20 protein-coding genes and 1 tRNA gene are annotated in these 23,459 nt (G+C 68.3%); 8 read left to right on the top strand and 13 right to left on the bottom strand.

Features of this window, described 5'->3' with window-relative positions; genetic code table 11:
• Positions 1-233 precede the first annotated feature (233 nt).
• On the top strand, positions 234-1,862 hold the full coding sequence (locus tag K7472_RS07810) for a site-specific integrase (protein ID WP_222975461.1): 1,629 nt from the start codon (positions 234-236) through the stop codon (positions 1,860-1,862).
• Positions 1,863-1,966: 104 nt separating this feature from the next.
• Here K7472_RS07810 and K7472_RS07805 read toward each other — a convergent pair.
• Together K7472_RS07805 and K7472_RS07800 are read right to left on the bottom strand one after the other, a co-directional pair.
• Positions 1,967-2,039, bottom strand: a tRNA-Arg gene (locus K7472_RS07805).
• 231 nt (positions 2,040-2,270) lie between these two features.
• Entirely contained in the window at positions 2,271-2,843 is a 573-nt protein-coding gene (locus tag K7472_RS07800; RefSeq protein ID WP_222975459.1) for a hypothetical protein, read from the bottom strand.
• A 236-nt stretch (positions 2,844-3,079) separates the two neighbouring features.
• Between K7472_RS07800 and K7472_RS07795 the strand changes: the two genes are divergently transcribed.
• Both K7472_RS07795 and K7472_RS07790 read left to right on the top strand, forming a co-directional pair.
• A complete protein-coding gene (locus K7472_RS07795; protein ID WP_222975457.1) occupies positions 3,080-3,826 on the top strand; it encodes a class I SAM-dependent methyltransferase in 747 nt (248 codons plus the stop codon).
• Between the two features lie 169 nt (positions 3,827-3,995).
• Positions 3,996-4,469: a flavodoxin family protein gene (locus K7472_RS07790; protein ID WP_222975456.1), complete on the top strand. Its 474-nt coding sequence runs from the start codon at positions 3,996-3,998 to the stop codon at positions 4,467-4,469.
• Positions 4,470-4,620: 151 nt separating this feature from the next.
• Here K7472_RS07790 and K7472_RS07785 read toward each other — a convergent pair whose 3' ends face one another.
• The gene (locus K7472_RS07785; RefSeq protein WP_222975454.1) at positions 4,621-5,145 is read right to left on the bottom strand and encodes a hypothetical protein; all 525 of its coding nucleotides are present in this window, start codon (positions 5,143-5,145) and stop codon (positions 4,621-4,623) included.
• Between the two features lie 401 nt (positions 5,146-5,546).
• A complete protein-coding gene (locus K7472_RS07780) occupies positions 5,547-5,888 on the bottom strand; it encodes an ArsR/SmtB family transcription factor (RefSeq protein ID WP_222976094.1) in 342 nt (113 codons plus the stop codon).
• A gap of 133 nt (positions 5,889-6,021) precedes the next feature.
• Between K7472_RS07780 and K7472_RS07775 the strand changes: the two genes are divergently transcribed.
• Entirely contained in the window at positions 6,022-6,153 is a 132-nt protein-coding gene (locus tag K7472_RS07775) for a DUF6126 family protein (protein ID WP_222975452.1), read from the top strand.
• 472 nt (positions 6,154-6,625) lie between these two features.
• Here the strand turns inward: K7472_RS07775 and K7472_RS07770 are convergent, their stop codons facing one another.
• Entirely contained in the window at positions 6,626-7,060 is a 435-nt protein-coding gene (locus K7472_RS07770) for a helix-turn-helix domain-containing protein (protein ID WP_222975449.1), read from the bottom strand.
• A 285-nt stretch (positions 7,061-7,345) separates the two neighbouring features.
• Entirely contained in the window at positions 7,346-7,741 is a 396-nt protein-coding gene (locus K7472_RS07765) for a hypothetical protein (RefSeq protein WP_222975447.1), read from the bottom strand.
• A gap of 1,442 nt (positions 7,742-9,183) precedes the next feature.
• Here K7472_RS07765 and K7472_RS07760 point away from each other — a divergent pair.
• From K7472_RS07760 to K7472_RS07745, 4 genes are all read left to right on the top strand, one after another.
• On the top strand, positions 9,184-9,741 hold the full coding sequence (locus K7472_RS07760) for a hypothetical protein (protein ID WP_222975445.1): 558 nt from the start codon (positions 9,184-9,186) through the stop codon (positions 9,739-9,741).
• A 44-nt stretch (positions 9,742-9,785) separates the two neighbouring features.
• Entirely contained in the window at positions 9,786-10,553 is a 768-nt protein-coding gene (locus tag K7472_RS07755) for a transposase (protein WP_222976091.1), read from the top strand.
• Positions 10,554-11,238: 685 nt separating this feature from the next.
• Entirely contained in the window at positions 11,239-12,063 is an 825-nt protein-coding gene (locus K7472_RS07750) for an alpha/beta fold hydrolase (protein ID WP_222975443.1), read from the top strand.
• Between the two features lie 89 nt (positions 12,064-12,152).
• On the top strand, positions 12,153-15,188 hold the full coding sequence (locus K7472_RS07745) for a non-ribosomal peptide synthetase (protein WP_222975441.1): 3,036 nt from the start codon (positions 12,153-12,155) through the stop codon (positions 15,186-15,188).
• Between the two features lie 74 nt (positions 15,189-15,262).
• Here the strand turns inward: K7472_RS07745 and K7472_RS07740 are convergent, their stop codons facing one another.
• The 7 genes from K7472_RS07740 to K7472_RS07710 form a co-directional block, all read right to left on the bottom strand.
• On the bottom strand, positions 15,263-16,000 hold the full coding sequence (locus K7472_RS07740) for a thioesterase II family protein (protein ID WP_252395269.1): 738 nt from the start codon (positions 15,998-16,000) through the stop codon (positions 15,263-15,265).
• A gap of 85 nt (positions 16,001-16,085) precedes the next feature.
• A complete protein-coding gene (locus K7472_RS07735; protein ID WP_222975437.1) occupies positions 16,086-17,036 on the bottom strand; it encodes a nucleoside-diphosphate kinase in 951 nt (316 codons plus the stop codon).
• 48 nt (positions 17,037-17,084) lie between these two features.
• Complete coding sequence (locus K7472_RS07730; protein ID WP_222975434.1) at positions 17,085-18,026, bottom strand: phosphoenolpyruvate carboxykinase (ATP); 942 nt, start codon at positions 18,024-18,026, stop codon at positions 17,085-17,087.
• 26 nt (positions 18,027-18,052) lie between these two features.
• A complete protein-coding gene (gene pepN / locus K7472_RS07725; protein ID WP_222975432.1) occupies positions 18,053-20,668 on the bottom strand; it encodes an aminopeptidase N in 2,616 nt (871 codons plus the stop codon).
• 2 nt (positions 20,669-20,670) lie between these two features.
• Positions 20,671-21,408: a tyrosine-protein phosphatase gene (locus tag K7472_RS07720; protein WP_222975430.1), complete on the bottom strand. Its 738-nt coding sequence runs from the start codon at positions 21,406-21,408 to the stop codon at positions 20,671-20,673.
• Positions 21,392-21,907, bottom strand: coding sequence for a CYTH domain-containing protein (locus K7472_RS07715; protein WP_222975428.1), 516 nt, complete (start codon positions 21,905-21,907; stop codon positions 21,392-21,394). The genes K7472_RS07720 and K7472_RS07715 overlap by 17 nt, the downstream gene beginning before the upstream one ends.
• A complete protein-coding gene (locus K7472_RS07710; RefSeq protein WP_222975427.1) occupies positions 21,904-23,457 on the bottom strand; it encodes an amino acid adenylation domain-containing protein in 1,554 nt (517 codons plus the stop codon). The genes K7472_RS07715 and K7472_RS07710 overlap by 4 nt, the downstream gene beginning before the upstream one ends.
• Positions 23,458-23,459: the final 2 nt, after the last annotated feature.

Here is a 23,459-nt window from a genome sequence, read left to right as displayed (position 1 = left end):
CAGTAACACCCAGCCCCGGCAGGATGAGGCAAGACCCCCTGACCCGCATATCCCACAGCCCGGGCCGACCACCTCATCCCAGCCCCGCCACGTTCGCCCCTACGCCAGCGCCCTCACGAGGACGCGGCGAGCTGTCCGACAGCCCCCGGAGGATGAAGAAAGATCGCGAAACGTGATCACCAAGCACGACAGGCAGCGCCCAGATCACGGGTGACAAGGGCAGGGGACGGCACGTGTTCGAGGACAAGACCTACAAACGATGCGCTTGCAAGGGCCCACTCGTAGACAAGAAGGGCGATCCGGTACTGAACCAGGACGGCACACCGAAGATCGGCTACCTGGAGAAGCGATGCCCACTCCTCAAAAGGCGCGACCACGGCTCCTGGTACTACTCGATCGAACTGCCACCGGGGCCCGGCGGCAAGCGCCAACACCCCAAGAAGGGCGGCTTCCGCACCCAGAAGGACGCTGCCGCGGCCTGCAAGGAGGTCTGGGATCTCGCCCAAGGCGGCGTACAGGTCAAGTCCAAGGAGACCGTCGCCGAGTACCTTCGGCGCTGGTTCACCAAGAGGGTCGACCTCAAGCGATCCACCCGCAAGGGCTACCAAGACCACATCGAGCGCGTCTTCATACCCGCCCTCGGCCACCTGAAGATGCGCGACCTGCGCACCCGCCACATCCAGGGCATGTTCGAGGCGATCTGGGCGGACAACAAGACCCACCAGGACCACCGCGAAGCAGCCGAAGCCGCACGGGCCGCCGAGCGCGCCGCCCACAAGGCGTGGCGCGACTGCAAAGGCCGCCCCCGGCCGCCCGAGCTACGCCAGAACTGGAACGCCGCCCGAGCCGAGCTGCGCCAAGCCCGCGCCAAGCCACGCCACATCACCGGTCCCGGCACCCAGAAGAAAATGAACGACACGCTCAGCGCCGCCCTCGAGGACGCGGTCACCGAAAAGCTGATCAGCGAGAACTGGGCGAAGAGCGTCGTGCTGCCCAAGTACGTACGCCCCAAGCCCCTGGTGTGGACCGATGAGCGCGTCGCCCGCTGGCAAGTCACCGGCGAGAAGCCCGGCCCGGTCATGGTCTGGACCCCGGAACAGACCGGCGCGTTCCTCGACGCGGTGGCCGAGCACCGGCTCTACCCGATGTTCCACCTCATGGTCTTCCGCGGCCTGCGCCGAGGCGAAGTCGCCGGCCTGCCCTGGAGCGAGACCAACCTCACCATCGGCACCGTCCACGTCAGCGAACAACTCGTCGCCGCCTCCTACGAGGTCTGGGAGGACACGCCCAAGAGCGAAAGCGGCGCACGCACCATCACCTTGGACGAGCAGACCCACGACCTGCTCAGGCTCTGGCGCAAGCGCCAGCAGACGGAGCGCGAGGAGTGGGACCGGGCGTACGAGGAATGGCGGCAGCGCCAACGTGAACACCCCCAACCCGAGACGGACAACACGGCCGTCACCCAGCCGTGGAGTGACACCGGGCTCGTCTTCACCTGGGAGGACGGCCGCGCCTACCACCCGGAATACCTGTCCCAGGTCTTCGAACGGCTGATCAAGAAGCTGCACCTGCCGCCGGTGCGCCTCCACGACCTGCGGCACTGCGCGGCCACGCTGTCCCTCGCCGCGGGCATCCACATGAAGAAGATCCAAGCTCTCCTCGGCCACAGCAGCTACTCCCTGACCGCTGACACCTACACCTCGGTGCTCCCGCAGTTCGAGAAGGCCGAGGCCGAAGCTCCCGTCGCCCTGGTGCCGCGAGCCCGGAACCAGCGGGAGTCGCATGAGGAGCCGGAGCCTCCCGACGGCGAGTCCGTAGAGCCCGAGGTTCCCAGCAATGAGCCGGGAGAGACAGCCGCCTGACGGCATGTTCCCAGCGCGTTCCCATCAGACGTAAGAAAGCCCTCCGTGATCTTCACGGAGGGCCTTCGTTGCATCAGAGAAGCCTCTGACCTGGTGTTTCTTCGTGCCCCCGGCAGGATTCGAACCTGCGACACCCGCTTTAGGAGAGCGGTGCTCTATCCCCTGAGCTACGGAGGCGGGGCTTGCTCGCGTTCCTGACGTCAGCACCGGGTGTGATCGTCTCGTTACGCGGCATGATCCTCGGCCACCGTCATGGGCGGCCGAGGACAGGTTAGCGGATCGGGGAGGGGGTTGCGCGAGGCGAGGGGTGGAGAAGGCGGCGGCGGCCTCCGGGGAACCCGGTGGTGGGCTTCGCCGCCGACCTCGGACTGGACGGCGGCCCCGCCGGACGGGCAGGTCCGGGCTGCCTCACAGTGCGATCGCCATCGCTATCGCCACCGGCAGGCCCAGGAGGAAACCCGCGCCGGCGACGACGGCCAGCGCACGGCAGGCTCCGGCGCACAGCAGGGACCACAGGGACCACAGCCGGCCGGGGCGGTCTTCCGCGTCGTGCTCGCCGGCGAGGGCCAGCGCGGTGAGCAGCCCGGCCGCGGGCACCCCGACGAACAGCAGCTTGAGCGCCTGCCAGAAGACGGAACCGTGGCTGGGCAGGGAGAGCCGGCCGTGCGTGTCCACCATGCGGGTCGGGACGCCCACCCGGGCGCGGGTGTCGGACAGGGCCACGTCGGTGCGTACCGTCCGGCCGTCGCGGGAGCGGAAGGTGCCCACGCACTGCCGCGCGTCGACGGTGCCCTCGCCCGCGCCGAGTTGCACCGTCCGGCACCGTGAGGCGGTGTAGCTGCCCGGCGTCCCGCCGATGTCCGCTGCCGACACCAGACTGTCCCAGGTCGGCCCGATCAGCAGCCACGCGATCACCATCACCAGCCCCGCCCCGACCACACCGGCCAGATGCGGAAGCGCCGGCCATCGATCCGCCTCCATACTCGCCCCCCGTCCGAGTTCCCCGTTCGAGTTCCCTGTCCGGGCTCCCTATCAGGGTTCCCTCTCTCCGGGCTCCCTGTCCGGTCTCAACCCCGTGCCGGCTGTTGTAGGGATCTATGAAGCACCGGGCCTCGCCCGCGGACGTTTTCATGCCTTCCGTCCCGGGCCGGTTCTCCCAGGCTCAGTGTGTACTCCTCGCACACGCCGGAGCGGGGCGGAGGGGGAAGGACGGCTCGATGGGTGTTCGGCAGCAGTACGACGGGATCGGTGAGGCGTTCGAGGGCTTCAAGGCGCTGCCGCTGGCGCGGTACGGAGAAGTGCCCGGCTTCCTGGCCATGGTCGGGGACGTGCGCGGCAAGGCGGTCCTCGACCTCGCGTCCGGCACCGGCTTCTACAGCCGGGAGTTCGCGTGGCGCGGCGCCGCGGACGTGCTCGGGATCGACATCTCCGGTGAAATGGTCTCCGTGGCACGGGAGTCGGAGGAGCGCGAGCCACTGGGTGTGAACTACCAGGTGGGCGACGTGGCCCAACTACCGCCTCTCGGGCGGCGGTTCGACGTCGCCACGGCGGTCCAGCTGTTCGGCTACGCGGACACCGTCGACGCCTTCGAGCGCATGTGCCGCAACATCCACGCGAGTCTGAAGCCCGGCGCCGAGTTCTTCGCGTTCAACCAGCGGCCCGACTACCGGTTCGACGGGCCGCGCCTGGACAAGTACGGCTTCCGCGCCGAACTGACCGGCACCCAGGCGGAGACCGGGCCGGGCGTCAGGATCACGGCGCTGCTCGCACCGCGGCCGATCGCGTTCACCGCCACCCTGCCGCGTCGCGAGGTCTACGAGACCTGCCTGCGGGCGGCCGGATTCAGCGACGTGACCTGGGTCCCCATCGGGATCTCCGACGCCGGGACGCGCGCGTTCGGCGCCGACTTCTGGGCGGACGCCCACGCCAACCCCCCACTGGTGATGCTGCGCTGCCGTGCCTGACGGCCGACGGGAGGGCTACGGTCCCGTTCCGCCCCGGCCCGCCGTGTGACCGGCGCCACATTCGGGGGGTGTCACGGTTGCCGGTCGGGCGGTGTCCTCACGGTGTCGGGCCGATCTCCCGACCCGGGCCCGAACGGACTCCCCTCCGGACAACCGCAGGAGCATCATCGTGAAGACGCTCATCGTGTGCACTTCCGTGTCGCATGGCAACACCAGGCGGATCGCCGACGTCATGGGCCGGGTCCTCGACGCCCGCGTCGTCGAACCCGAGCAGGTGGACGTGGCGGAACTGTCCGCCTACGACCTCGTGGGATTCGGCTCGGGGATCTTCTCGATGAACTTCCACCCCCGCCTGCGCCGGTTCGTCCAGTCGCTTCCGCGCGGCGAACGCGGCGGGGCGTTCGTCTTCTCCTCCAGCGGACTGCCCGAACCGGGGTTCCGGCCGTACACCCGCGGGCTCGTGCGCGTCCTGGAGGGCAAGGGGTTCCAGGTCGCCGACACCTTCGGCTGCCGCGCGTACGACACCTGGCTCCCGTTCAAGCTCGTCGGCGGCATCAACAAGTCGCGGCCCGACGCCGACGACCTGCGCGCGGCACGCGCCTTCGCCGAGGGACTGCTGACCCGGGCCGGCAAGGCGTCCTGACCGGCAAGGCGCGTCCTGACTGGTGCGGCGTCGTGACCCGCGCGGCGTCGTGACCGGGGGAAGCCGGTCGCCATCGCGTCCGGCCTCCCCGGGGTGGCGCGGCGCGGGCGGGGGTGACTGCCGCTCGCCCGCCCACACCGTCGCGAAACGGTCAGCGCGTGCCGGAAGCGCGGCGGCGCCGTCCGTACGCGCCGGCCGCGACGACTGCGGCGGCCACCAGGGTCGCGCCGAGCGCGGTCTCTCCGGCGCTGCCGCTGGTGATGCTGCCGCCCAGGCCGGTACGGGCGCCGCCGTGCGGCATGGTGTTGCCCTTGCCGAGGACGGTCAGGGTGCCCTTGCCGCCGCCGCTGCCGTTCTTGATGTCACACACCACATTGACGGTGTACGTGCCCGGCTTGGCACCGCTGAAGACCGTCGAGGTCCCGGTGACGCTCCCGCCCGACCCGGCGGAGGCGTTGAGAGTGGCGGTCGGGAAGGCGTCGGAGTAGGCGCGGGCGATGGCGTCGGCGCTGGCCGTGATGCAGCCGGTCGCCGAGATGGTGACGGTCTGCCCCGGACGGGCGGAGCTGGGGGTGACGGAGACGACGCCGCCCTCGACGGCGGAAGCGAGCGGCGCGGAGAACAGCACGGCGGCGGTCGCTGCGGCGGCGGCCACGGATATACGGCGGACCTGCATGGAGGATCTCCTCGATTGTCACTGCCTGTACGGCCCCGCGCGGGGCCTGTCTGACCGGGCCGGTGTTGGTCGACCCGTTTACCAGACAAAAGGTCAGATATCGGGCTGTCCATCGGGGCTGCGCCGTTCGGGGTGACGAGGCGTCGGATCCGGGGACCGCGGAGAGACGGCCGGGCGATCGGGCTCCGGCCCGCGTGGGGGCAGCGGAGAGCCCGCGCGGGATCACGTGTGGAAGGCCGGGTGCAAGACCACGTGCAAGGCCCGGTGCAAGACCGCGTGCGGGATGGCGAACGCGGCTGCGCGGAGGGGCACTTGGCGATGCGCGCGACAGGCGACGCGCCCCCGCCCGCCGTGCCTCCCGCCCGCCGTGCCCCGCGCCCGCCGTGCCCCCGTCCGCCCTGTCAGCGGCTCGACTGCTCCGCCTGCCGCAGCTCGGCCAGCAGCTCGTTCTGGCCCGCCAGCAGTTCCGTCAGGATGCGGCGGGCGGCTCGCATCAGGTCCGCCACGTCGCCGCCGGCCAGGGCGTAGACGACGGTCGATCCGTCGCGGGTCGCCGTCACGATGCCGGAGCGGCGCAGGACCGCCAGCTGCTGGGAGAGGCTCGACGGCTCGATCTCCAGCTCCGCCAGCAGGTCGCGCACCGGCTTCGGGCCGTCCTGGAGCAGCTCCAGCACACGGATGCGCACCGGGTGGCCCAGCATGCGGAAGAACTCCGCCTTCGCCTGATATAGCGGAACCGGCATCGTCACTCCGCTCTCCTCGCGCGCCCACGGTGAATCGATGCTCTAGCCTACAGTTGAAGAATTCTTCAACTCATTGATCGGTGGCCGCCGGATCCGGCCGGTGTCGCGGGTGGACCTCGGGAGGGGCGTCGTCATGTCGGGCTCGGAGGAGGAGAAGCGCCAGGCTCGCGGGGTCGCGCTGCGGGTTCTCGTCTACGTCTTCGCCACCCACCTGTTCGCCGGATTCATCTGGCTGCTGTTCTGGGCCGGCGGCCAGCACATGTGAGCCCGCCTCGAGGCGCCACCCCATGTGAGCCCGCCCCGGGACGAAACGAGCCCGCCCCCGGCGCCGCAGAGCCACGAAGCTACCGCCGGTAACATGGCAGAGCCGCGGGCCCCGGCCCGCGCGCACCGTACTCAAGAGCCGTCCACGGGTAAGCCGCCTCCGGCGGGGTGCCGGCGGGCAAGCCGACACCCCTTACTACGGCGCGGTCCTCACTGTGTGGGTGCCAGGGCCCCCTGCAGGGACTGCAGAACGCCGTTGAGGAAGGCCGCGTAGCGTGAGTCCGGCAGAGCCTGGATCTGCTGGCGAGTCAGCCCCAGCAGGAGTGTCTGGGAGCCGTTGTCGCCGCTCCCTGCGGGGGGGGGGGGCGATTGCTGCGGTGGCGGAGTGTGGGACGTGGCAGTCTCCGGTGTGGCAGGCGATCCGGACACCAGGTGGACGTAGAGCCGCTCGTCACGCTGTAGGACCAGGCCGATCACCAGCCACTCCACGAGGTAGACCCCCGCAACGGGACGCCGGGCAGACCAGACCGCAACAACGCGCCCAGCTGCTCCTGGGGCATGGGCCCGTCGGCCAGGTGGTGCGCGGCTGCGGCAGCCGACCAGTGCGCCGCGGCCAGGGGCCGCAGGACCAAGCGCGCCTGTGAGGTGTCCCGCGGCCACAGCCGGGCGAAGCGACGTCCGTCCTCGGTGATCCCGTAGCGGCCCCGCTCCGTCTTCACCAGGCCGAGGTTCGTCAGGAACGTCATACAGTCGCCGACCGTCGCGAAACTCCTGCCGACCCGCTCGGCCAACAGCGCGCGGTCGACGCGCGCACCACCGTCCTCAAGCAGCTCGGTAAGGGCGATGACGACCTTGATCTGCTGAGCAGGGTTGCAGCGACCGCTGGGCAGTGCCCTGTCCAGCGACAAATGTGTTCCTGCGCTCCTGTCGGCCCCCCCCGCTGAATCCGGCGCCGGCCGAGCTGAATGTGGCGCCCGCCGAGCTGGGAAAGCCGGAGGAATCGGATGGGGAACAGCGCATGTTGCCTCATTTCCCGCCCCCAAGTCGTAGGGGGCCTGAATTCACGGGGGCTCTCGCACGCGCGACACAAGACGTCTAGAATCACGGCGATGCGTGTGCCCGGATGGGTGCGCATCTACGTGCCGCCGACGGGTCTTCAGCCTCGGCGGCACGTGCGTATGGTTGGCGGTTTTCTAAAGCGCTTGCTGCCCGTCACCTCCTTCGTCGGCGCGCGTCGGCAGGGTGTAGAGGCCCAGACCCGCTCGTACCAGCGTGCCCGCCCGCACCCGCTGGGTGAGTTCGGGGCCGAGCCCAGTGGGCTTGAGGTCCGGGCGAGAGCGGTGCAGGTGCTCCGCGATCTCCACCCGGCGCACGGGGCGCCCTTGGGCGCGCACGAAGGCGTGGATCTCGTCCGCGAGCGTCGGTCGCGTCCGGCCCGGATCCGAGTCCTTGCCCCTGCCCAACGAAGCGGCGTTCCCGCCGCCCTTGCCCGTGGCGGGGTCGCTGGTGCTGTCAGCGTCGGTCGACAGCAGCTCTGCTGCCCCCTGGGCGACCCGCTGCGAGACTTCGGCGCGCGCTCGCCGAGTCATACGCCGATTGGGCCTTCGCCAACTCCTCCCGCGCACGGGTGAACCAGGCCTTCGCTGCGGAGACCTCATTCCTGTCGTCCCGGGCGAGAGACATCAGCTCGTCGAGAACGGCGTACGCCCCGTCAGCCTGCATGAGAGAACCTCCTCTCTTGCTATCCGACTGCCGGATTCCTCGCCGAGAGTACCGATGGACGCCACAGCGTGGTACTCCTCTTCAGGAAAGCCTCAGTCCGAGGAATCGGAAATAAATCGAACCCGCCACCCTTTTGGTGAGTGGACAGTGGTGGCCAATTGACGTCTACTGTCGTTCAGGAGCCTCTGACCTGTACTTTCTTGATGAGGTCTCAGTTACCCAGCGTGAGTGAGGTCTTCGCGAGAAGAGAGGGGGTGCGCGGGGGTGAATAGAGTGTCGATGGAGACGGGCCAATCACACCGCGTCGGTGGACACTGCGAACCCGTCGGGTGCCGCCGAACCGGGAACGCGGGGTGGGTCGCCAGTGGACGGTCGTCGTGATGCCGCAGAGGTCCGGTCAACCGACCGCCCACCCGTCGGCGGTGTCCTGACCTCCGCCGTCACAGCCACCGAGCGACCTGGCGCTCTGAACGCGTGAGACCTCACCTGTCGGTCGTCGTGCCACTCAGTCCGCGTGTCCCCGCCGGCGGAGGGCGGACGGCGGTGGACCGGTTCGAGAACACCACCATCCAGGCCGACGCTTCGACGAGGCCGCGAGACGGCGTGGGCGGGAGGGGGCCTTACCCGGTACGGCGGTCGCAGCATGGTGCCGGGGTCCCGCCTGCCCGCGTGACGACGTCGGGCCCATTCCCGCCGAGGGGTGTTCTCCTGGCCAAAAAGCCTTTCCAAGATCACTTGATTGGTGTATTCAGGTTCCATCGTGCGGCTGCGGATGAGGCGAGAGTGCCCCGTTCGGACGCTTCCTCACAAGATCGCCTGCTAGCCTGTACGCTTCCCTGGTCGTGGCGACGGAACCCCGTCGCGGGTGCTCGACGTGTGGTGGAAAGATCGACGACCTTGCTGCCGTCTGTCTGTACCGGATGTCCTTGTCGTGCAAAACACTGCTCGGACCCTTCCGCGGTCGCACGTTCGGAACGTGAGGGAGCCAAGGTCGACAGTGCACGCCCAATCAAGGTGTGCGTTGCGCCCCCCCGGGCGGACACGAGGCCGTGCGTGGCGCCGCGGTGGGCTGTTGGAAATACCCCACGCTCAGCTGTGGTCAGCCAGGTTCTAATGCGTGAGGTGGCCGTTCGTGAGTCACTGGGAAGCGATCACCGTAGAGGAAGCACAGTTGACCATCAAGCCTCGACCGCCACTGTTCATCAAACGTTGACATTGTGTGAAGCTGTTCGGATGTGGGAGTGGCGGGCTGTGCGGGTAATAGGGCAGGATGCGGTCGGAAGCGGTCATGCCGAAAGGAAAGACAGTTGTGTCACTGACGATTGAGGACTTGACGCGACTGTTCAAAGAGGAGGAAGAGCGGCTGGGGGCCGAGATAGCGGCATTGCAAGAGCAGTTGGCCGCGGCGCAGGAGCGGTTGAAGGCCCTGACTCTTTCCCGTGATGTTATTCAGGACTTGAGCAGCCGGACGGTGAACGGCCTTACTGCCACCACCGGACAGCGGGTCCAAACGGCCAAAGCCGACGCAGAAGAGGGCAAGTTGACGTCTGTGTCCGTCAACGGATTCGCGAGCGCCGCAGCCGCCGCTCCCTCCGCGGATCCGGGTCCACGAGAGGCCGACGGGGAGCGCCCAGCGGCCAGGGTGCCGCGGGCCACGCCTCGGGACAACACGAGGCGGGCACGAATCATGGCTGTCATGAGGGGAGCGGGCGAGCCCATGCGGGCCCGGCAGGTGGCTGAGGCGATCGGCATGCTGGATCCGAACAAGGGACAGCTCGAGGGATTGCGTGGCCATCTCGGGCGGCTGGTCAAGGACGGGAAGGTCGCGATCGTCGGGCGGGGCCTGTACCAATGGGTCAGCGGCTAGAGGTTGTCCCGTAACTGGTGGGGTGGTTGGTGCGTTGGCTGGGCATGGGTGGGGTGATCTCAGCGGATGATCCGAAGTGGATCGAGCCGTTCTCTGGGCTGAGCGAGTCGCAGTTCGCCAGGCTGGTGGCGTTGGTGCGGCGTCGCGGTGGCGACGTCCAGCGCGGTCGTCGCTGGCGGCTGCCGCTGGAGGACCGGGTGTTGCTGGTGGCGACGTACTGGCGCACGAACCTGACGTTGCGGCAGGTGGCACCGTTGTTCGGGATCTCGAAGTCGGCGGCCGACCGCATCCTCGATCACCTTGCCCCTCTCCTGGCCATCTCGCCGGCCCGGCGGCCGCGCAAGGACACCGTCTACATCGTCGACGGCACCCTGGTGCCCACCCGCGACCGCAGCATCGCCGCCTCCAGCAAGAACTATCGCTACTCGACCAACCTGCAGGTCGTCATCGATGCCAACAGCCGACTGGTGGTGGCGATCGGCCTGCCGCTGCCCGGCAGCCGTAACGACTGCCGGGCCTTCACCGAGTCCGGCGTCGACCGGGTCTGCCGCGGCGCACCGACCATCGCTGACGGTGGTCACCAGGGAACCGGTCTGCTCATCCCGCACCGTAGACGACGAGGCCAGACGCACCTCAGCCCACGGCAGGAAGCGGAGAATGCCGTCCACCGCCGGGCCCGGGCCAGGGGCGAACATGCCCTGTCGCGGTTGAAGAGTTGGAAGATCCTGCGGGACTGCCGGCTCAAGGGCAACGGCGTTCACCAGGCCATGCTCGGCATCGCCCGGCTCCACAACCTGGCCATCACTGGATAACTCACACCCCATACGGGACAACCTCTAGCCACCGCTGAGGAACGCACGCCTGCGTGCCCCTTTCTGACAGCCGAAGCCGGACAGTCACGCGGGCGCATGCGGTCGATTCAGGCAGTCGTTCCGGCCCGGGACGCCTCAGACGCCCGTCGGGCGGCGACTCGTGAAGCCACTGATGCGGGTCCGGAGGCGCTGGAACCTTCGATGGATGAAGAAGCCAGCGTGTGAGTACCTCCGAGGACCAGCGTCGCCCCGGCCTTCCAGTCGCTGGAACCAGTGTTCGCATGCTCCGCGCCGGTGGTTCCCGGGTCGCTGGAACCAGTAAGGCTGCCACCGCCGAACCAGGCGGTCCTGTACGCCTCGGTGACGTCTCGAGAAGCCACTGACGGTGGGGCCCTACGGCATACGGGAGCCCTGCGGGCCGGGAGCTATGCGTTGATGGCGAGCTCGCGTACTAAGCTGCCTCCGAAGCTGGTTGTGCACGCGTGCGGCATGCCGAAAACCAACGTCCTTGCGTCAACTCGGTTCAGCATGCGGTCCATCTGTGAAACGCTGGAGTGAGGCCGGGAACGGCGGCTCGCAGGAACACGGGTCGCGCCGACCGGACTGATGTGACGGTACGGGGTCGCAGGCATACCGAAGTCGCCGGAGCCTCTCGTGCCGGGTGAGATCGATCGACGGGGGAAGCATGGTCGCGACGTTCTCTGCCCATGTGCGCGGCGCCGCCCGCCTCGGGTACATACGCCTCGGCGCCGGTCCGCCGTTGCTGCTCGTCCAGGGGACGGCGGCGACGTATCTCCATTGGGGCCGGCGGCTGCTGTCGTCGCTCGCCGAGTCCTTCGACGTCGTGGCCTACAACCATCGAGGCGTCGGGGATTCCGCACCTGTGAGCGGCCCGTTCACCGTACCCGAGCTGGCCGATGACGCGGCGGGCCTGCTCGATGCACTCGGCTGGCGCCAAGTGCATGTCGTCGGCGTGTCGATGGGCGGCCTCGTCGCCCAAGAACTGGTCCTGCGACACCCAGCCAGAGTCGAGAGCCTGTTCCTGGGCTGCACACACACGGGCGGCACCGGTTCGAAGTCCGTCGTGCCGGAAGCGTTGGCGTCGGCCATCGTCGAAGGAGACCCGGCGGCGACACTGCGCAACGTCTTCCGCCTGGGGGTGAAGGACCCGGTCAGGGTACGCCCGGGTGCGTGGGAAGAATACCGAGGCGCGGCGCTCGCGCAGCCGGTGGATCCCTGGACGACCACGCTGCAGATCAGCGCGAGCGCCACACACACGACGGCCGATCGGCTCCGCCACATCTGCGTGCCCACACATGTGGTGCATGGCGACGGGGATCGCGTCGTCTCCATCGAAACCGGCAGGCGGTTGGCCGCCGGGATCCACGGGTCCGACTTCACGTCCCTGGCCGCCGGGCACCTGTTCTGGCTCGAGCAGCCGGAACGAGTGGCCGCTCTGATCAGGGCGGGCGCGCCGGGGCTCCTGGAGGGAGGAAGTCGTCACAGCTAGACGCTCGGGCCACTCCTCCTCTCAGAGCCTGGGTTCCTTCACTTGTATGTCGTTATCGGGCCAAACTCATATTTTGCGGGGTATTCAGCGTGTACGGGGATCTGATTTCGGAGCACGGCAACCTGTGGCGGGCGTTCCTGGAGGTCGCCCGGGTCCATCCCGACGTTCCGGCGTTCGGCAGCCCGGAAGCAACTGTCGACTACGGTCGGCTCGCCGTCGCCGCGGCGACAGTGGCGCACCGGTTGTCCGCGTGGAACGTCGGACCCGGAGACCTGGTCGCGGTCGAGATGCCGGTCGGTCCGGAATTCGTCGTCGCCGCGCTGGGGTCCCTCGCCGCGGGCGCTGCATATCTCCCCGTCGACGTGACCGGCCCGGCGAAGCGGCGGGAGCACATCCTGCGACAGGCCCGGCCTGCCGCCGTACTGCGGACCGGAGACGTGCACGACGCGATCGTGCCCCCCGCGGGTGGCCCGTCCGTCTGCGTTCCGGGAGGGGACTGGCCGTCTCCCGCGACCGGCGAGAACGATCCCGCCTACGTCATCTACACCTCGGGATCCACCGGGACACCGAAGGGCGTGATCGTCCCGGCGCGCGGCGTGCTCAACCTGCTGGACGCCTTCCAAAGACGCGGGCCGCTCGGCCCCGGTGCCCGTCACAGCTGGTGGACATCGCCCGGGTTCGATGTCTCCATCTACGAGATGTGGAGTGCTCTTTGCAGTGGCGGGACCGTCGTCCCCGTTCCGGAACGGTGTCGCCGGGACATCGACGCCACGCTCGACCACCTCGCCGAGCAGCGTGTCGACTCGGCTTACGTACCACCTCAGTTCCTCTCTGCTCTGCGTGACAGGCTGCGCCGGGGTGCCGTGGCCCCCACGCTGCGGAGGCTGTTGACCGGAGTCGAGCCGATCCCGGTGGGGCTGCTGGTCGAACTGCGTTCATACCTGCCCGAGATGGTGGTGATCAACGGCTACGGGCCCACGGAGACCACTGTCTGCGCAACCCTGTACACGGTTCCCGACCAGTGTGCGGAGCCGGAGCGACGCACCCCGATCGGCACGGTCATCGAAGGCAATCGCGGATTCGTACTGGACGACCGGCTCAACCCTGTCGAACCGGGGAACTCCGGGGAGTTGTTCATCGCCGGCCGTGGTGTGGCGGTCGGCTATCTGCACGACACGCAGCGCACCGCTGAACGCTTCCTGCCCGCCGCTGACGGGGTCGGCTTGATGTACCGGACTGGCGACCTCGTCGTCTCGGGTCCGGACGGCCAGTTGACCTTCCTGGGCAGAGCCGACGACCAGCTCAAGATCGATGGCGTCCGCATCGAGCCGGCGGAGACCGAGGCCGCGCTCCGGCGATTCCCCGAGGTTTCGGATGTCGCGGTGCTGCCCTGGCCCACGGGTCCGGACGCTCCCTCGGTGCTGACCGCCTTCATCGTGCCGTCGAGCGGGGCCGCTGAGAGGGATGGCGACCTGTGGAGTACGTTCAGGGTACGCCTCGCCGAAGAGATCCCCGCGCAGGCCGTGCCCCGGCGCTTCTTCGCCCTGGAACGGATACCGATGACCGCCGACGGCAAGCTCGACCGCAAGGCGCTTCCGCAGCCGCGGGAGGGGCTGTCACGGCCGGCACGGGACGCGAGCGAGCGCGTCGTCGAGGACGCCTGCCGGGCAGTGCTCGTGCACACACCTCTCTCCGTGCTCGACCTCGGTTTCACCGAGCTTGGCGGCGATTCCCTCCAGGCGGCGCAGTTGGCATCGGCACTGCGTACGCGGACGGGCCGCTCTGTCACGGCGGCCCATGTTCTGGCCGCGCCAACACTCGCCGAACTCGCTCGGCAAGCACAGGGGTTGCCCCCCGTGGCCGAGTCTGACGGTGTGCGGACCGACGACGCCGTCCTGCTCACACAGGGACAAGCCGGTATCTGGGCCGCCGAGATGACCGCCGTGACCCCCGGTGCGTTTCACGAGGCCTTGGCGGTGGAACTGGCCGGTGACGTCGACCCGCGAAGGATCGCTCGCGAACTCGCCCGCGTGCTCGACCGGCACGCGATCTTTCGGGGACACGTGGACGAGGACACGATGCAGTTCGTGTCAGATGGCTGCCCTTTGTCGGTGGCCGTGCGGGAGGTGGCTTCCGGTGAGACGCTGGACGGCGCCTGGCAGGAGTTGGTGACGCAGCTACAACGTCCAGCCTTCGACCTGCACCGCGGGCCTCTCGTACGGGCCGCGGTTCTGGCCGCACCGCGTGCGGTGCGGTTGCTGCTGGTCTGGCATCACATCGTGGTCGACGCGTGGAGTGCCCGGATTGTTCTGGAAGAGTTGGCGGCCGCGCTGGACGGCGCCGGGACCGACCTGCCCGTTGAACGAGGTCACGCCGACTACGCTCACCGGCAGCGACTCTTCCTGGAGTCGGCAGAAGGCAAGCGAGCCTTGGAAACGGCGGCCGGCCGGGTGAGTGCCTGGTTCCCGGCAGAGGTGGAGAGGCCTCCCGCACAAGCCCAGGAGCGCTGCCAACTAGCCGAATTGTCGGTCGGTCCGGAGGTGTGGGCCCGGGCCCGTGCCTGCGCACGACGTGGCGGTACCACGATGTTCGCCGTCACGCTCGCGGCCGTACTCGACGGGCTGTGCCGACTCGCGCTGACGGGCGGCAGGTTCGCTCTAGCCGTCGCCGACAGGGACGAGGTCGCCGACGCCGGAGCTGCGGGATACTTTCTCACCACGGTGCCGTTCGGCCCGTCCTTCGATCAAGGCACCGGTGACCCGGACCCGCATGCGGCTCTGCGGCACGCGCGGGACGCCATCGCCGAAGCCCACGCCATGTCCCGCGTGCCCTTCCCCTCACTGATGGCCGAACTCGGCCTCCGCGACGCGGGCTCCATAGCTCCGTTGGTCGTGGCCTGGAATCACGACCCCTCGTCCGCGTTGTCGGCACCCGGGCGTGCGGCCCGTTCGCTGGAGGTGAGCCCCCTCGCAGCGCGCTGGCCGTGGACGGTTCTGCTCACCGACCGGGGGGACCGGGGGATGTCGGGCCGGATCGAGTTTCCGCCAAGTGTGCCGCGTGACGACGTGGCATGGTTCTGTGCGCAGGTGGAATCGGTACTGGACGCGTTCGTCTCCGCCCTCTGAAGGCCTGGACGGCCCGGAGGCCGCCCCCTGTCACGGGAGCGGCCCCCGGGCCGGATCTCAGTTCTTCCACGTGTTCACGAACTCAGGACCCGATCAAGGTGTCGTCCGATCGCGTCTTCGAAACGCGGCCGGTTCGCTGGATCGAAGAGGGCGAAATGACCACCGGGAACGAGCTCCACCTCGCACCGCGTCGTGGTGTGCCCGCCCCAGTCGGCCAGCGCCTCCATGTCGATCAAGCGGTCCTCCGTGCCGCACAGTACGGTGACGGGCGCGTCGATGCGGATGGCCGTGCCGCGGGCGACGGCTTCGCCGCCCAGTGCGAGGTCGGCACGCATGTTGTTCAACAAGGCCGTCCGCCACGCTCCCTCCTTGAAGAACTCGGAGGGCAGGTCTCCGCCGCGTTCGAGAAGACGGACGATCTCTTCGTCGGTGGAGCGTTCGGACAGCCAGTCCTGGCGATGCGGCGTCTGCCCCGACACGACGAGACCGGCACAGTGGTCGCCGAGGGCGTGTGCGAGGTGGAGGGCGAGGGTGGCGCCCAGGCTGTGCCCGAGAAGGACGGTGGGCGGCACGGCCCCGGGAATCGTCGACAGGCTGGTGACCACTTCGTCGAGGGTGGCACCGGGAGGCTCGGCCAACCGACGTTCACGGCCGGGCAGGGTGAAGCCCAGTACCTCCACGTCGTCAGGGACATTGCCGACGAGCCGGAGATAGCGGTTGGGCCCCCCTCCCGAGTGCGGCACAACGAGGAGACGTGCCCGGGGGAGAGCCGACCGCCGTCGGAGGTGGGACCACCAGGACGGCTGGTCCATCATCGCTCCCCCCTTCTGCCGCGTGGGCACCGCGCCGCACCGGCGGAGACGGTGCGCGGGGCGGGGCTGCGGGGTCTGGACGGTGTCACGCGAGCCACGATCCGGACCGCGGATTGCCGATCACCTTGATGGCACCGGGCTCGTCCTCGACGATGTGGCTGCTGCCGACGATGGCCATGTCCCAGACGTCCACCTTGATGTCGAGAGACTTCAGTACGCGGGTGAACTCCCGCCAAGGCAGCAGTTCACCCCGCTCCGTCCCTTCCAGCCACGCTTCTATCCGGCCAGCTGCGGCCGCCAGGTCGGGGTGTTCGGTCGCTCGTTCCCGGACCGTGTGGCGGATGCGCCGGACGGCGCCGTCCCGGTCGAGGGTCACGTTTCCGAACTCGCCGGAGTGGAGCACATGGTCGAGCAGGTCCTCGTCGGCCGGGGAGGAGACTCCTTCCCGCAGGCGACCGAGCAGGCGGTGCCGCGGTGCGGGATCCATCAGCAAGTTCAACTCGCGGACCAGGTCCGCTGGTTCGTCAGCGCAGTGGATCATGCTGCACAGCCGGTTCGGCCGCTGGAGAACGCCGCGCAGACTGTCGGGGGTCTGCTGGGACATGTCTGCTTTGCCCTTGAGGGAGCTGAGGTGCACGGTAGCGGGCTCAGGATGGTCGCCGAATCTGCGCAGGAGCAGCAGCAGAGTGGGGCCTGCCTGCAACACGATGTCGTTGACGGCGAGTCGGTCCAGCGAGGCCAGCGTGTGCTGGTGTCGCCACAGTTCGCGCCCCGTGTGCCGGTTGAACCGGAAGAGTTCCGCACCGATGATTGAGAAGTTGTGGGTGCCGAGAAAATCGCGGATGACCCCCAACTTGCCCGTTGCCATGCCGTCGGGTTTGACCAGCATCAGCGCGGAGCGGTGCAGGACCTCCTCTTGGCGGTCACCGAAAGCTTCCTGGACCTCGTCTTGTCCCTCGCGGAAGCATGTGTCGAGTTCGTAGTGGTACGCCTTGACGGGCATACGGGTCAGTGCGCTCCAGTTCGTGGCGCCCATGATGTATTCGCTCTCTCGTTCTCAGAAGTGGGTCTTCGGGCCCACTGGTCAGGCCTGCAGGGTGGTTGCCAAACGTGCGTAGTTGGCCTTCAGGTCACTGGAGAGGCCGAACTCCAGCAAGGCCATACTCGCGAGCCGGGCGCGCAGATCGTCCTCAGCCAGGGCTCGGTCTTCGGCGCGGAGCTTGCCCGCCTCGAAGTCACTCCGGCACAGCTCGACGACCTCATCGACGCCGACCGGACGGATTTCCTGGTGGTCGCGGGTGAGAATCAAGAGCGCGTGAGGCCGCACAGCGGTCACCAGACGTTCCTCGAAGGACGCGGGCCACTCCAGGCGGCACTTGTCCCGGGCCGGCACCGGGGCGGCCGGCGCGTCCGCGAGCTCGGGCCGGGTCTTGGCCACGGCGGGGTCGAGGTACCCGCAGCGGGGGTATCCCCAGAACCGGTCTTCAGGGTCTTCGATGTGACGCATCATGGCGTCCTCGCCGATGAAGGTGGCGCCCTGGAAGAGCCCCCAAGCAGTGAACGTCGACTTGCCGACACCGCTGTCCGCGGTGACCAGCGCCCCCCGGCCCTCCACCTCGAGCGCGCCCGCGTGCAGGCCGTAGTGACGATTGGAGCGCAATGTCATTATGAGGAACGCCTTCTCGACCAGCCATCGTCCCCACACGATGGGGTTGCCCAGATCGGAGCGGGCGAGCCTCACGTGCACCGCGCGCGCGGCGAGGGAGACCGTGGCGGTGGAGCTGCGGGTGTCCAGGACAATCTCGTCACGCGTGTCCCAATGGGGCGGGAAGTAGGGCGGAGGCACGGCATCGTGGTCCACGTCGGTGATCTCGAAGGACAACCGGATCGTGTCCGCGCCCGACCACGGCGCATGCGGCGCCGGTGCCGAGGGGGGGCCGAAGAGGCGCCGGACGACCGGCTCGGCGTCTGCCGGTGCCGTGCAGGCGATTCGGTATCCGTAGAACTCATGGAACGTCTCTCGCATGTCGTGTCCTGTTCGTTCGTGGCTCGTCAGAGACCGTTCCCGCCGCTCCGGCTGTGCCGTAGAGCGTCGGTGCGCTGAGCACGCAGCGCGCGTTCGACATCGTCGTACTGTTCCTGCACGAGTCGGCGCAGCGCCGCTGGAGCGGAGTCGGAGTACTCCAGCCAGTGTTTCGCCGCGTCTCGCACGCTGCGAGTGTCAGGCGCGACCGGAAAGAGCCCCAGGACGACCTGCTTGGCCATTTCATGGCTCCTGGACTCCCAGATGCCACGGATCGCCGCGAAGTACCGGTGCGTGTAAGGCGCCAGTACGCCCGGGTCCGTGTGCGTGGTGAAGCCCGCGATGACGGCTCGCTGGATTTGGTTGGACAACTCCCCGCGCTCCACCACCTCCGTCCAGGCAGCCGACTTCGCCGCGGGATCAGGGCGTGCGGCACGTGCCGACGCGGCATGACAGGCGCCAGCCGGCGTTGCGTCGTAGCGCTCCTCGGCCGAGATCTCCGCCTCGTCGATCCGGCCGTGGACCGCCAGTCGCAAGAGGATCGCCCACCGCAGCTCCGAGTCGAGAACCAGGCCCGGCAGTCGCAGCGTGCCGTCGCGAAGGCCGGTCAAGATGTCGAGCTGCGGTCCGCTCCAGGCCGACGTGACGAACGCCCGTGCCCAGGCGAGCTGATGACCACTGCCCGGCTGGGTACCACGGAGATACTCCAGCGCGGCCTGGCTCCACAGGGCGGTCAGCTCCGCACGGGCTTCCGGGGCGACATAGTGCGTCAGGGCGTGCAGGACGTTGCGGTGAAGGCTCTCCACGACTCCGATGTCGCTCTCGGCATCAATGGCCGAGAGCACCAGGCGCACGTAGTCCCGTGCGGCCAGTTCTCCGTCTCGTGTCATGTCCCAGGCCGCCGCCCAGCACAGGGCTCGCGGGAGCGGGTCGGTGAAATCCGCCAAATGCTCGACGACACCTCGCATGGACTTCTCGTCGAAGCGGAGTTTGGCGTAGGTGAGGTCGTCGTCGTTCAGCAGGATCACGTCGGGTCGGCGGCATCCCACGAGTTCGGGTACGTCCGTGTCGGCCTGTGCGGCGATGTCCACCTCGGCGCGCAGCTCGCGGACAAGACGGTGGGTGCCCGCGTCCAGCGAATAGAAGCCGACCGCTACTCGGTGCGGACGCAACACCGCCTCACCCGCGGCTCCCGGCGGCAGTGCCGGTGCCTCCTGGCGGATGCGGAACGAGGTGATGACTCCGTCCTCGTCCGTCTCCGTCTCCGGACGCAGAACGTTGACGCCCGCCGTCTCCAGCCACAGCTTCGACCATGTTCCCAGATCACGTCCGGACGCCTTCTCCAGCGCTTCCAACAAGTCGTGGAACCGGGTGTTCTCGTGGGCATGCGTCGTCAGATAGTCGCGCACGCCGCCGAAGAAGGCGTCCGTGCCCACGTAAGCCACCAGTTGCTTGAGGACGGAAGCCCCCTTCGCGTAGGTGATGCCGTCGAAGTTGACCAGCACGTCCTCCAGGTCGTGGATCCGCGCCACGACCGGATGCGTGGAGGGGAGCTGGTCCTGGCGGTACGCCTTGGCCTTCTGGTGGTTGGCAAAGGTCGTCCACGAGTCGGCCCACCGCGATCGCGGGGCGAGGGCCTGACAGGCGAACGAGCAGTACGTGGCGAAGGACTCGTTGAGCCACAGGTCGTTCCACCAGGTCATCGTGACCAGGTCGCCGAACCACATGTGGCTCAGTTCGTGCAGGATCGTCGCGGCCCGCTTGCGGTACGCGGCGTCGGTGGCTTTCGAACGGAAGACGTACTTCTCGTTGAACGTGACCGCCGCGGCGTTCTCCATGGCTCCAGCGTTGAAGCCCGGTACGAAGAGCTGGTCGTATTTCCCGAACGGGTATGGGCAATCGAACCGCTCCGGGAACCAGTTGAGGCCCAGCCGGGTCACCTCGAAGATGTCGTCCGGGTCGAGATGCGCAGCCAGGCTCTGTCGGCAGTACAGGCCGAGCGGGATCGCCCGCTCGCCGTCCCGGTGCGTGCTGTGCACCGCGTGGTAGGGGCCGGCTGCCAGGGAGACGACATAGGTGGACAGGCGCGGGGTCCAGTCGAATGACCAGGCCGTGGACGACCCGCCGACCGTTCGCGTGCTGGTGGGGGCCATGGTGGACACCACGGTCCATGCGTCAGGCACGGTCGCGGTGAAGCGGAACCGTGCTTTCAGGTCAGGCTGGTCGAAGCAGGCGAAGACCCGCCGAGCGTCCGCGACTTCGAACTGGGTGTACAGGTAGGTGTTGTCATCGACAGGATCGACGAAGCGGTGCAGTCCCTCGCCCGTGCGCGAGTAGGCGCAGTCGGCGATCACCGTCACCTCGTTGTGGCCGGCCACGAGTCCCGGCAGGGCGATCCGGGAGTCCTGGAAGGCCAGGTCCAGCGGAAGCGCCCGGCCGTTGAGACGGACTTCGTGGACCGAGGCGGCCAAGAGGTCCAGGAAGACCGCTTCGGTCGGCTCTGAGCAGGAGAAACCGATGGCGGTCACAGAACGGAAGGTGTCGGCGCCGGGGGCCGTCAGATCCAGCGCGATGTCGTAGGTGTCCACTGTGAGCACGTCAGAACGGCGCTGGGCTTCATCGGTGGTCAGGTTGGAGCCGGGCATGTTCAGCCGATTCCGTCTGTGAGCAGCCGGGCGCGCAGCCGGTCGGCTGTGGTGTCCGACAGGCCGACCCGGTCCTTGAGGTAGCCGTGAACGGAGCCGTGCCGGGTTTCCAGATCCTCCAGGACCATCTCCATGATCACTGCGGGCGCCCGCCCGTAGCCGGGCCACCTCAGTTCACGATCGGGGTTGGCGGTGTGCCAATCGACGACGAGACGCGCGGTGGCCAGTTCGGTCAAGGCGAAGTCGGCGAGGATGTCCTGCCGGGAAACGCCGAGCAGGGTCAGCACGAGCGCGCTGATCAGCCCTGTCCGGTCTTTGCCGGATGTGCAGTGGTAGACCACCGGCCCGGGTGCTTCGGCGATGTGCTCAAGTACTTGGCGGATCTCGTCGGCCCCGTCCTCGGTAACCTCGGCGAAACGATCGGCGAGGTAGCGCCACGGGTCGAGGGCGGGATCGATCGATGCCTGGTCGTAAGGCCGGTGCTCGATGCTCAGATTGACGTAGTGGAACCGTTCCGCTTCGGGCACGCGGCCCTTGACCTCGATTTCCCAGGGGTACCGCAGATCGATGACGGTTCCGATGCCCAGCCCGAGGAACCTCTCCCAGTCGGCACCCTGCAGTTTGCCGAGCGAGTCGGCGCGATAGAGGGTCTGCCAGGCCACCGCACGCCCGTCAACGGTGCGGTAGCCGCCCAGGTCACGGAAGTTGTGCAGGCGGTCGAACTCAATGTGCCGGTTCATCGGCACTCTCCTTCGTCTCGTACTGCTGTGCCGACGCGGCCAGTTCGCGATTGCTCCACGCGGGGTCTCCGGTCACTTCCTCGCCGAACCAGCTCGGAGGACGGAAGTCTCTCGCCTCCTCGACACTGCCGAACTCCACCTCCACCACGCGTAGTCCCGACAGCGGCCCGTCGTACTCGTCGACCGAGGCCAGGTGTTCATCACCCAGGGGAACGGACCACCGGAACTTGCTCAGTGAGTCACGTCTGGCCAACTCCCAGAGTTGTTCGAAGACAGCGGGGTCGATGGCGAACTCGACCTCTTGGCGCACCATCGCGCCGGACGCGCTGTCAAAGCTCTTCGCCGTCAGTGCCCGGGCGTTGCCCGCGGCCCGCACCCGGAATTCCACGGGGGCACCGGGTGGCGTCAGATAGGCCTGGCGCAAGTGCAGGCCCACGGCATCGTCGGGTACCTGCCAGTGTTCGGCCACGGTGAACTTGCGTTCGATCTCCGTTGTCATCTCTGCACCATCCGCAGGTCCATATCGGTGGAGAGCCGGGCCCGGTCGAGTTTTCCCGAGGGGGCGAGGGGCATCTTCGAGACCACGACGACACGGTTGGGCACCATGTGGGCGGGCAACTGGTCCTGACACGCTGCCCGCAGTCGTACCGCGTGTTCCTCTGCCGGCGTCCGGTCGTCGGCAAGGGTCACGTAGACGATGAGCAGGGACTCACCGCCCGCCGTCTCCTCCGTCACGGCCACCGCGTCGAGTACGGAGACCTCCTCACGCAGGACCGCTTCGACCTCGCCGAGCTCGATCCGGAAGCCGCGAAGGCTGATCTGCCGATCGTTGCGGCACAGGTATTCGTACGTTCCGTCGTCCAGCCGACGGAGCAAGTCACCGGTGCGGTACCACACACGCGGCGTCGAGTCGCCATCGAGCGTCATCTCGAGGAAGCGCTCCGCCGTCAGGCCCGGTCTCCCCATGTAGCCGCGGGCCAGAGCGAGCCCCGATACGTATGCCTCACCCGGTTCCCCGTGCGGCACTTCGGTCCCGTCCGGAGCGAGCAGCACCACACGCTGGTGCGGTAGTGGCTCGCCGATCCACGTGCCGCCGCTGTCGGACGCCACGCGCTCCGCGGTGAGGGCACCGAACGTGGTGTGTACCGTTGTCTCGGTGATCCCGTACATGTTGACGAGGGTCTCGGCGCCGGGTCGCAACCGCATCCAGTCGCGCACGGACACCCGGTCCAGCTGCTCGCCTCCGAAGACGATGTAGCGCAGGGCCAGCGGGACGGGCTTGCGTTCGTACGCCCTGGGAAGGTACTTGAAGAAACTGGGCACCGTATTGAGCACGGTCACCCGCTCGCGGGCGAGAAAGTCCAGGAACGTCGCCGGGCGCGCCGTGATGTGTGCCGGCACGACGACGAGGCGCCCGCCGAACAGCAGCGCCCCCCAGATCTCCCATACGGAGAAATCGAAGCTGTAGCTGAAGTACAGCGTCCAGACGTCCTCCGGGCCGAAGGTGAACAGTCCTCCGGAGCAGGATCGGAAGAGCTCCAGTACGGAGGCCTCCTCGACCGTCACGCCCTTGGGCACTCCGGTCGAGCCCGAGGTGTAGATCACGTACGCGGGCGTGCCGTGCGGCCGCTCCGGAGGAGCTTCGGTGGCGATCTCGTCATCCGCGGCGCGTGTGACCAGAACGGTGTCCTGCGGCAGGAACGAGCTGTCCGGGTGGGCGATGACCACCCGGACACGGCTGTTCTCCACCATGAAGGAGAGCCGGTCAGCGGGGTAGGCCGGATCGAGTGGGACGTATCCGCAGCCCTGGCTGAGTACGGCGAGGATCGCCGCGACGACTTCCCAGCCCTTTGCGAGGCTGATCCCCACCAGGTCGCCCGGTCGAACACCGTTCTCCGCAAGGCGGAGGCGGTACGCCCTGGCGGCGTTCTCCAGTTGCCGGTAGCTGATCTCGAGCGGGCCGTCCGTGATGGCCACGGCGTCCGGGCGTCGCGTCACCTGGTCCGCGAAGACCGCGTACAGCGACGTGGAGTGCTTGAGCTGTTGCATGA

This window comes from Streptantibioticus parmotrematis (assembly GCF_019890615.1).
GTDB lineage: Bacteria > Actinomycetota > Actinomycetes > Streptomycetales > Streptomycetaceae > Streptantibioticus_D > Streptantibioticus_D parmotrematis.
Note: the sequence above shows the minus strand (reverse complement) of the source record. Positions and strands in the feature narration are given on the sequence as shown.

Excerpts from the sequence above, each read along its gene's own strand:
- K7472_RS07800 (WP_222975459.1), bottom strand. The coding sequence starts at position 2,843 with ATGGAGGCGGATCGATGGCCGGCGCTTCCGCATCTGGCCGGTGTGGTC.
- K7472_RS07795 (WP_222975457.1), top strand. The coding sequence starts at position 3,080 with ATGGGTGTTCGGCAGCAGTACGACGGGATCGGTGAGGCGTTCGAGGGC.
- K7472_RS07785 (WP_222975454.1), bottom strand. The coding sequence starts at position 5,145 with ATGCAGGTCCGCCGTATATCCGTGGCCGCCGCCGCAGCGACCGCCGCC.
- K7472_RS07780 (WP_222976094.1), bottom strand. The coding sequence starts at position 5,888 with ATGCCGGTTCCGCTATATCAGGCGAAGGCGGAGTTCTTCCGCATGCTG.
- K7472_RS07775 (WP_222975452.1), top strand. The coding sequence starts at position 6,022 with ATGTCGGGCTCGGAGGAGGAGAAGCGCCAGGCTCGCGGGGTCGCGCTG.
- K7472_RS07765 (WP_222975447.1), bottom strand. The coding sequence starts at position 7,741 with ATGACTCGGCGAGCGCGCGCCGAAGTCTCGCAGCGGGTCGCCCAGGGG.
- K7472_RS07755 (WP_222976091.1), top strand. The coding sequence starts at position 9,786 with ATGGGTGGGGTGATCTCAGCGGATGATCCGAAGTGGATCGAGCCGTTC.
- K7472_RS07750 (WP_222975443.1), top strand. The coding sequence starts at position 11,239 with ATGGTCGCGACGTTCTCTGCCCATGTGCGCGGCGCCGCCCGCCTCGGG.
- K7472_RS07740 (WP_252395269.1), bottom strand. The coding sequence starts at position 16,000 with ATGGACCAGCCGTCCTGGTGGTCCCACCTCCGACGGCGGTCGGCTCTC.
- K7472_RS07735 (WP_222975437.1), bottom strand. The coding sequence starts at position 17,036 with ATGGGCGCCACGAACTGGAGCGCACTGACCCGTATGCCCGTCAAGGCG.
- K7472_RS07730 (WP_222975434.1), bottom strand. The coding sequence starts at position 18,026 with ATGCGAGAGACGTTCCATGAGTTCTACGGATACCGAATCGCCTGCACG.
- pepN (WP_222975432.1), bottom strand. The coding sequence starts at position 20,668 with ATGCCCGGCTCCAACCTGACCACCGATGAAGCCCAGCGCCGTTCTGAC.
- K7472_RS07720 (WP_222975430.1), bottom strand. The coding sequence starts at position 21,408 with ATGAACCGGCACATTGAGTTCGACCGCCTGCACAACTTCCGTGACCTG.
- K7472_RS07715 (WP_222975428.1), bottom strand. The coding sequence starts at position 21,907 with ATGACAACGGAGATCGAACGCAAGTTCACCGTGGCCGAACACTGGCAG.
- K7472_RS07710 (WP_222975427.1), bottom strand. The coding sequence starts at position 23,457 with ATGCAACAGCTCAAGCACTCCACGTCGCTGTACGCGGTCTTCGCGGAC.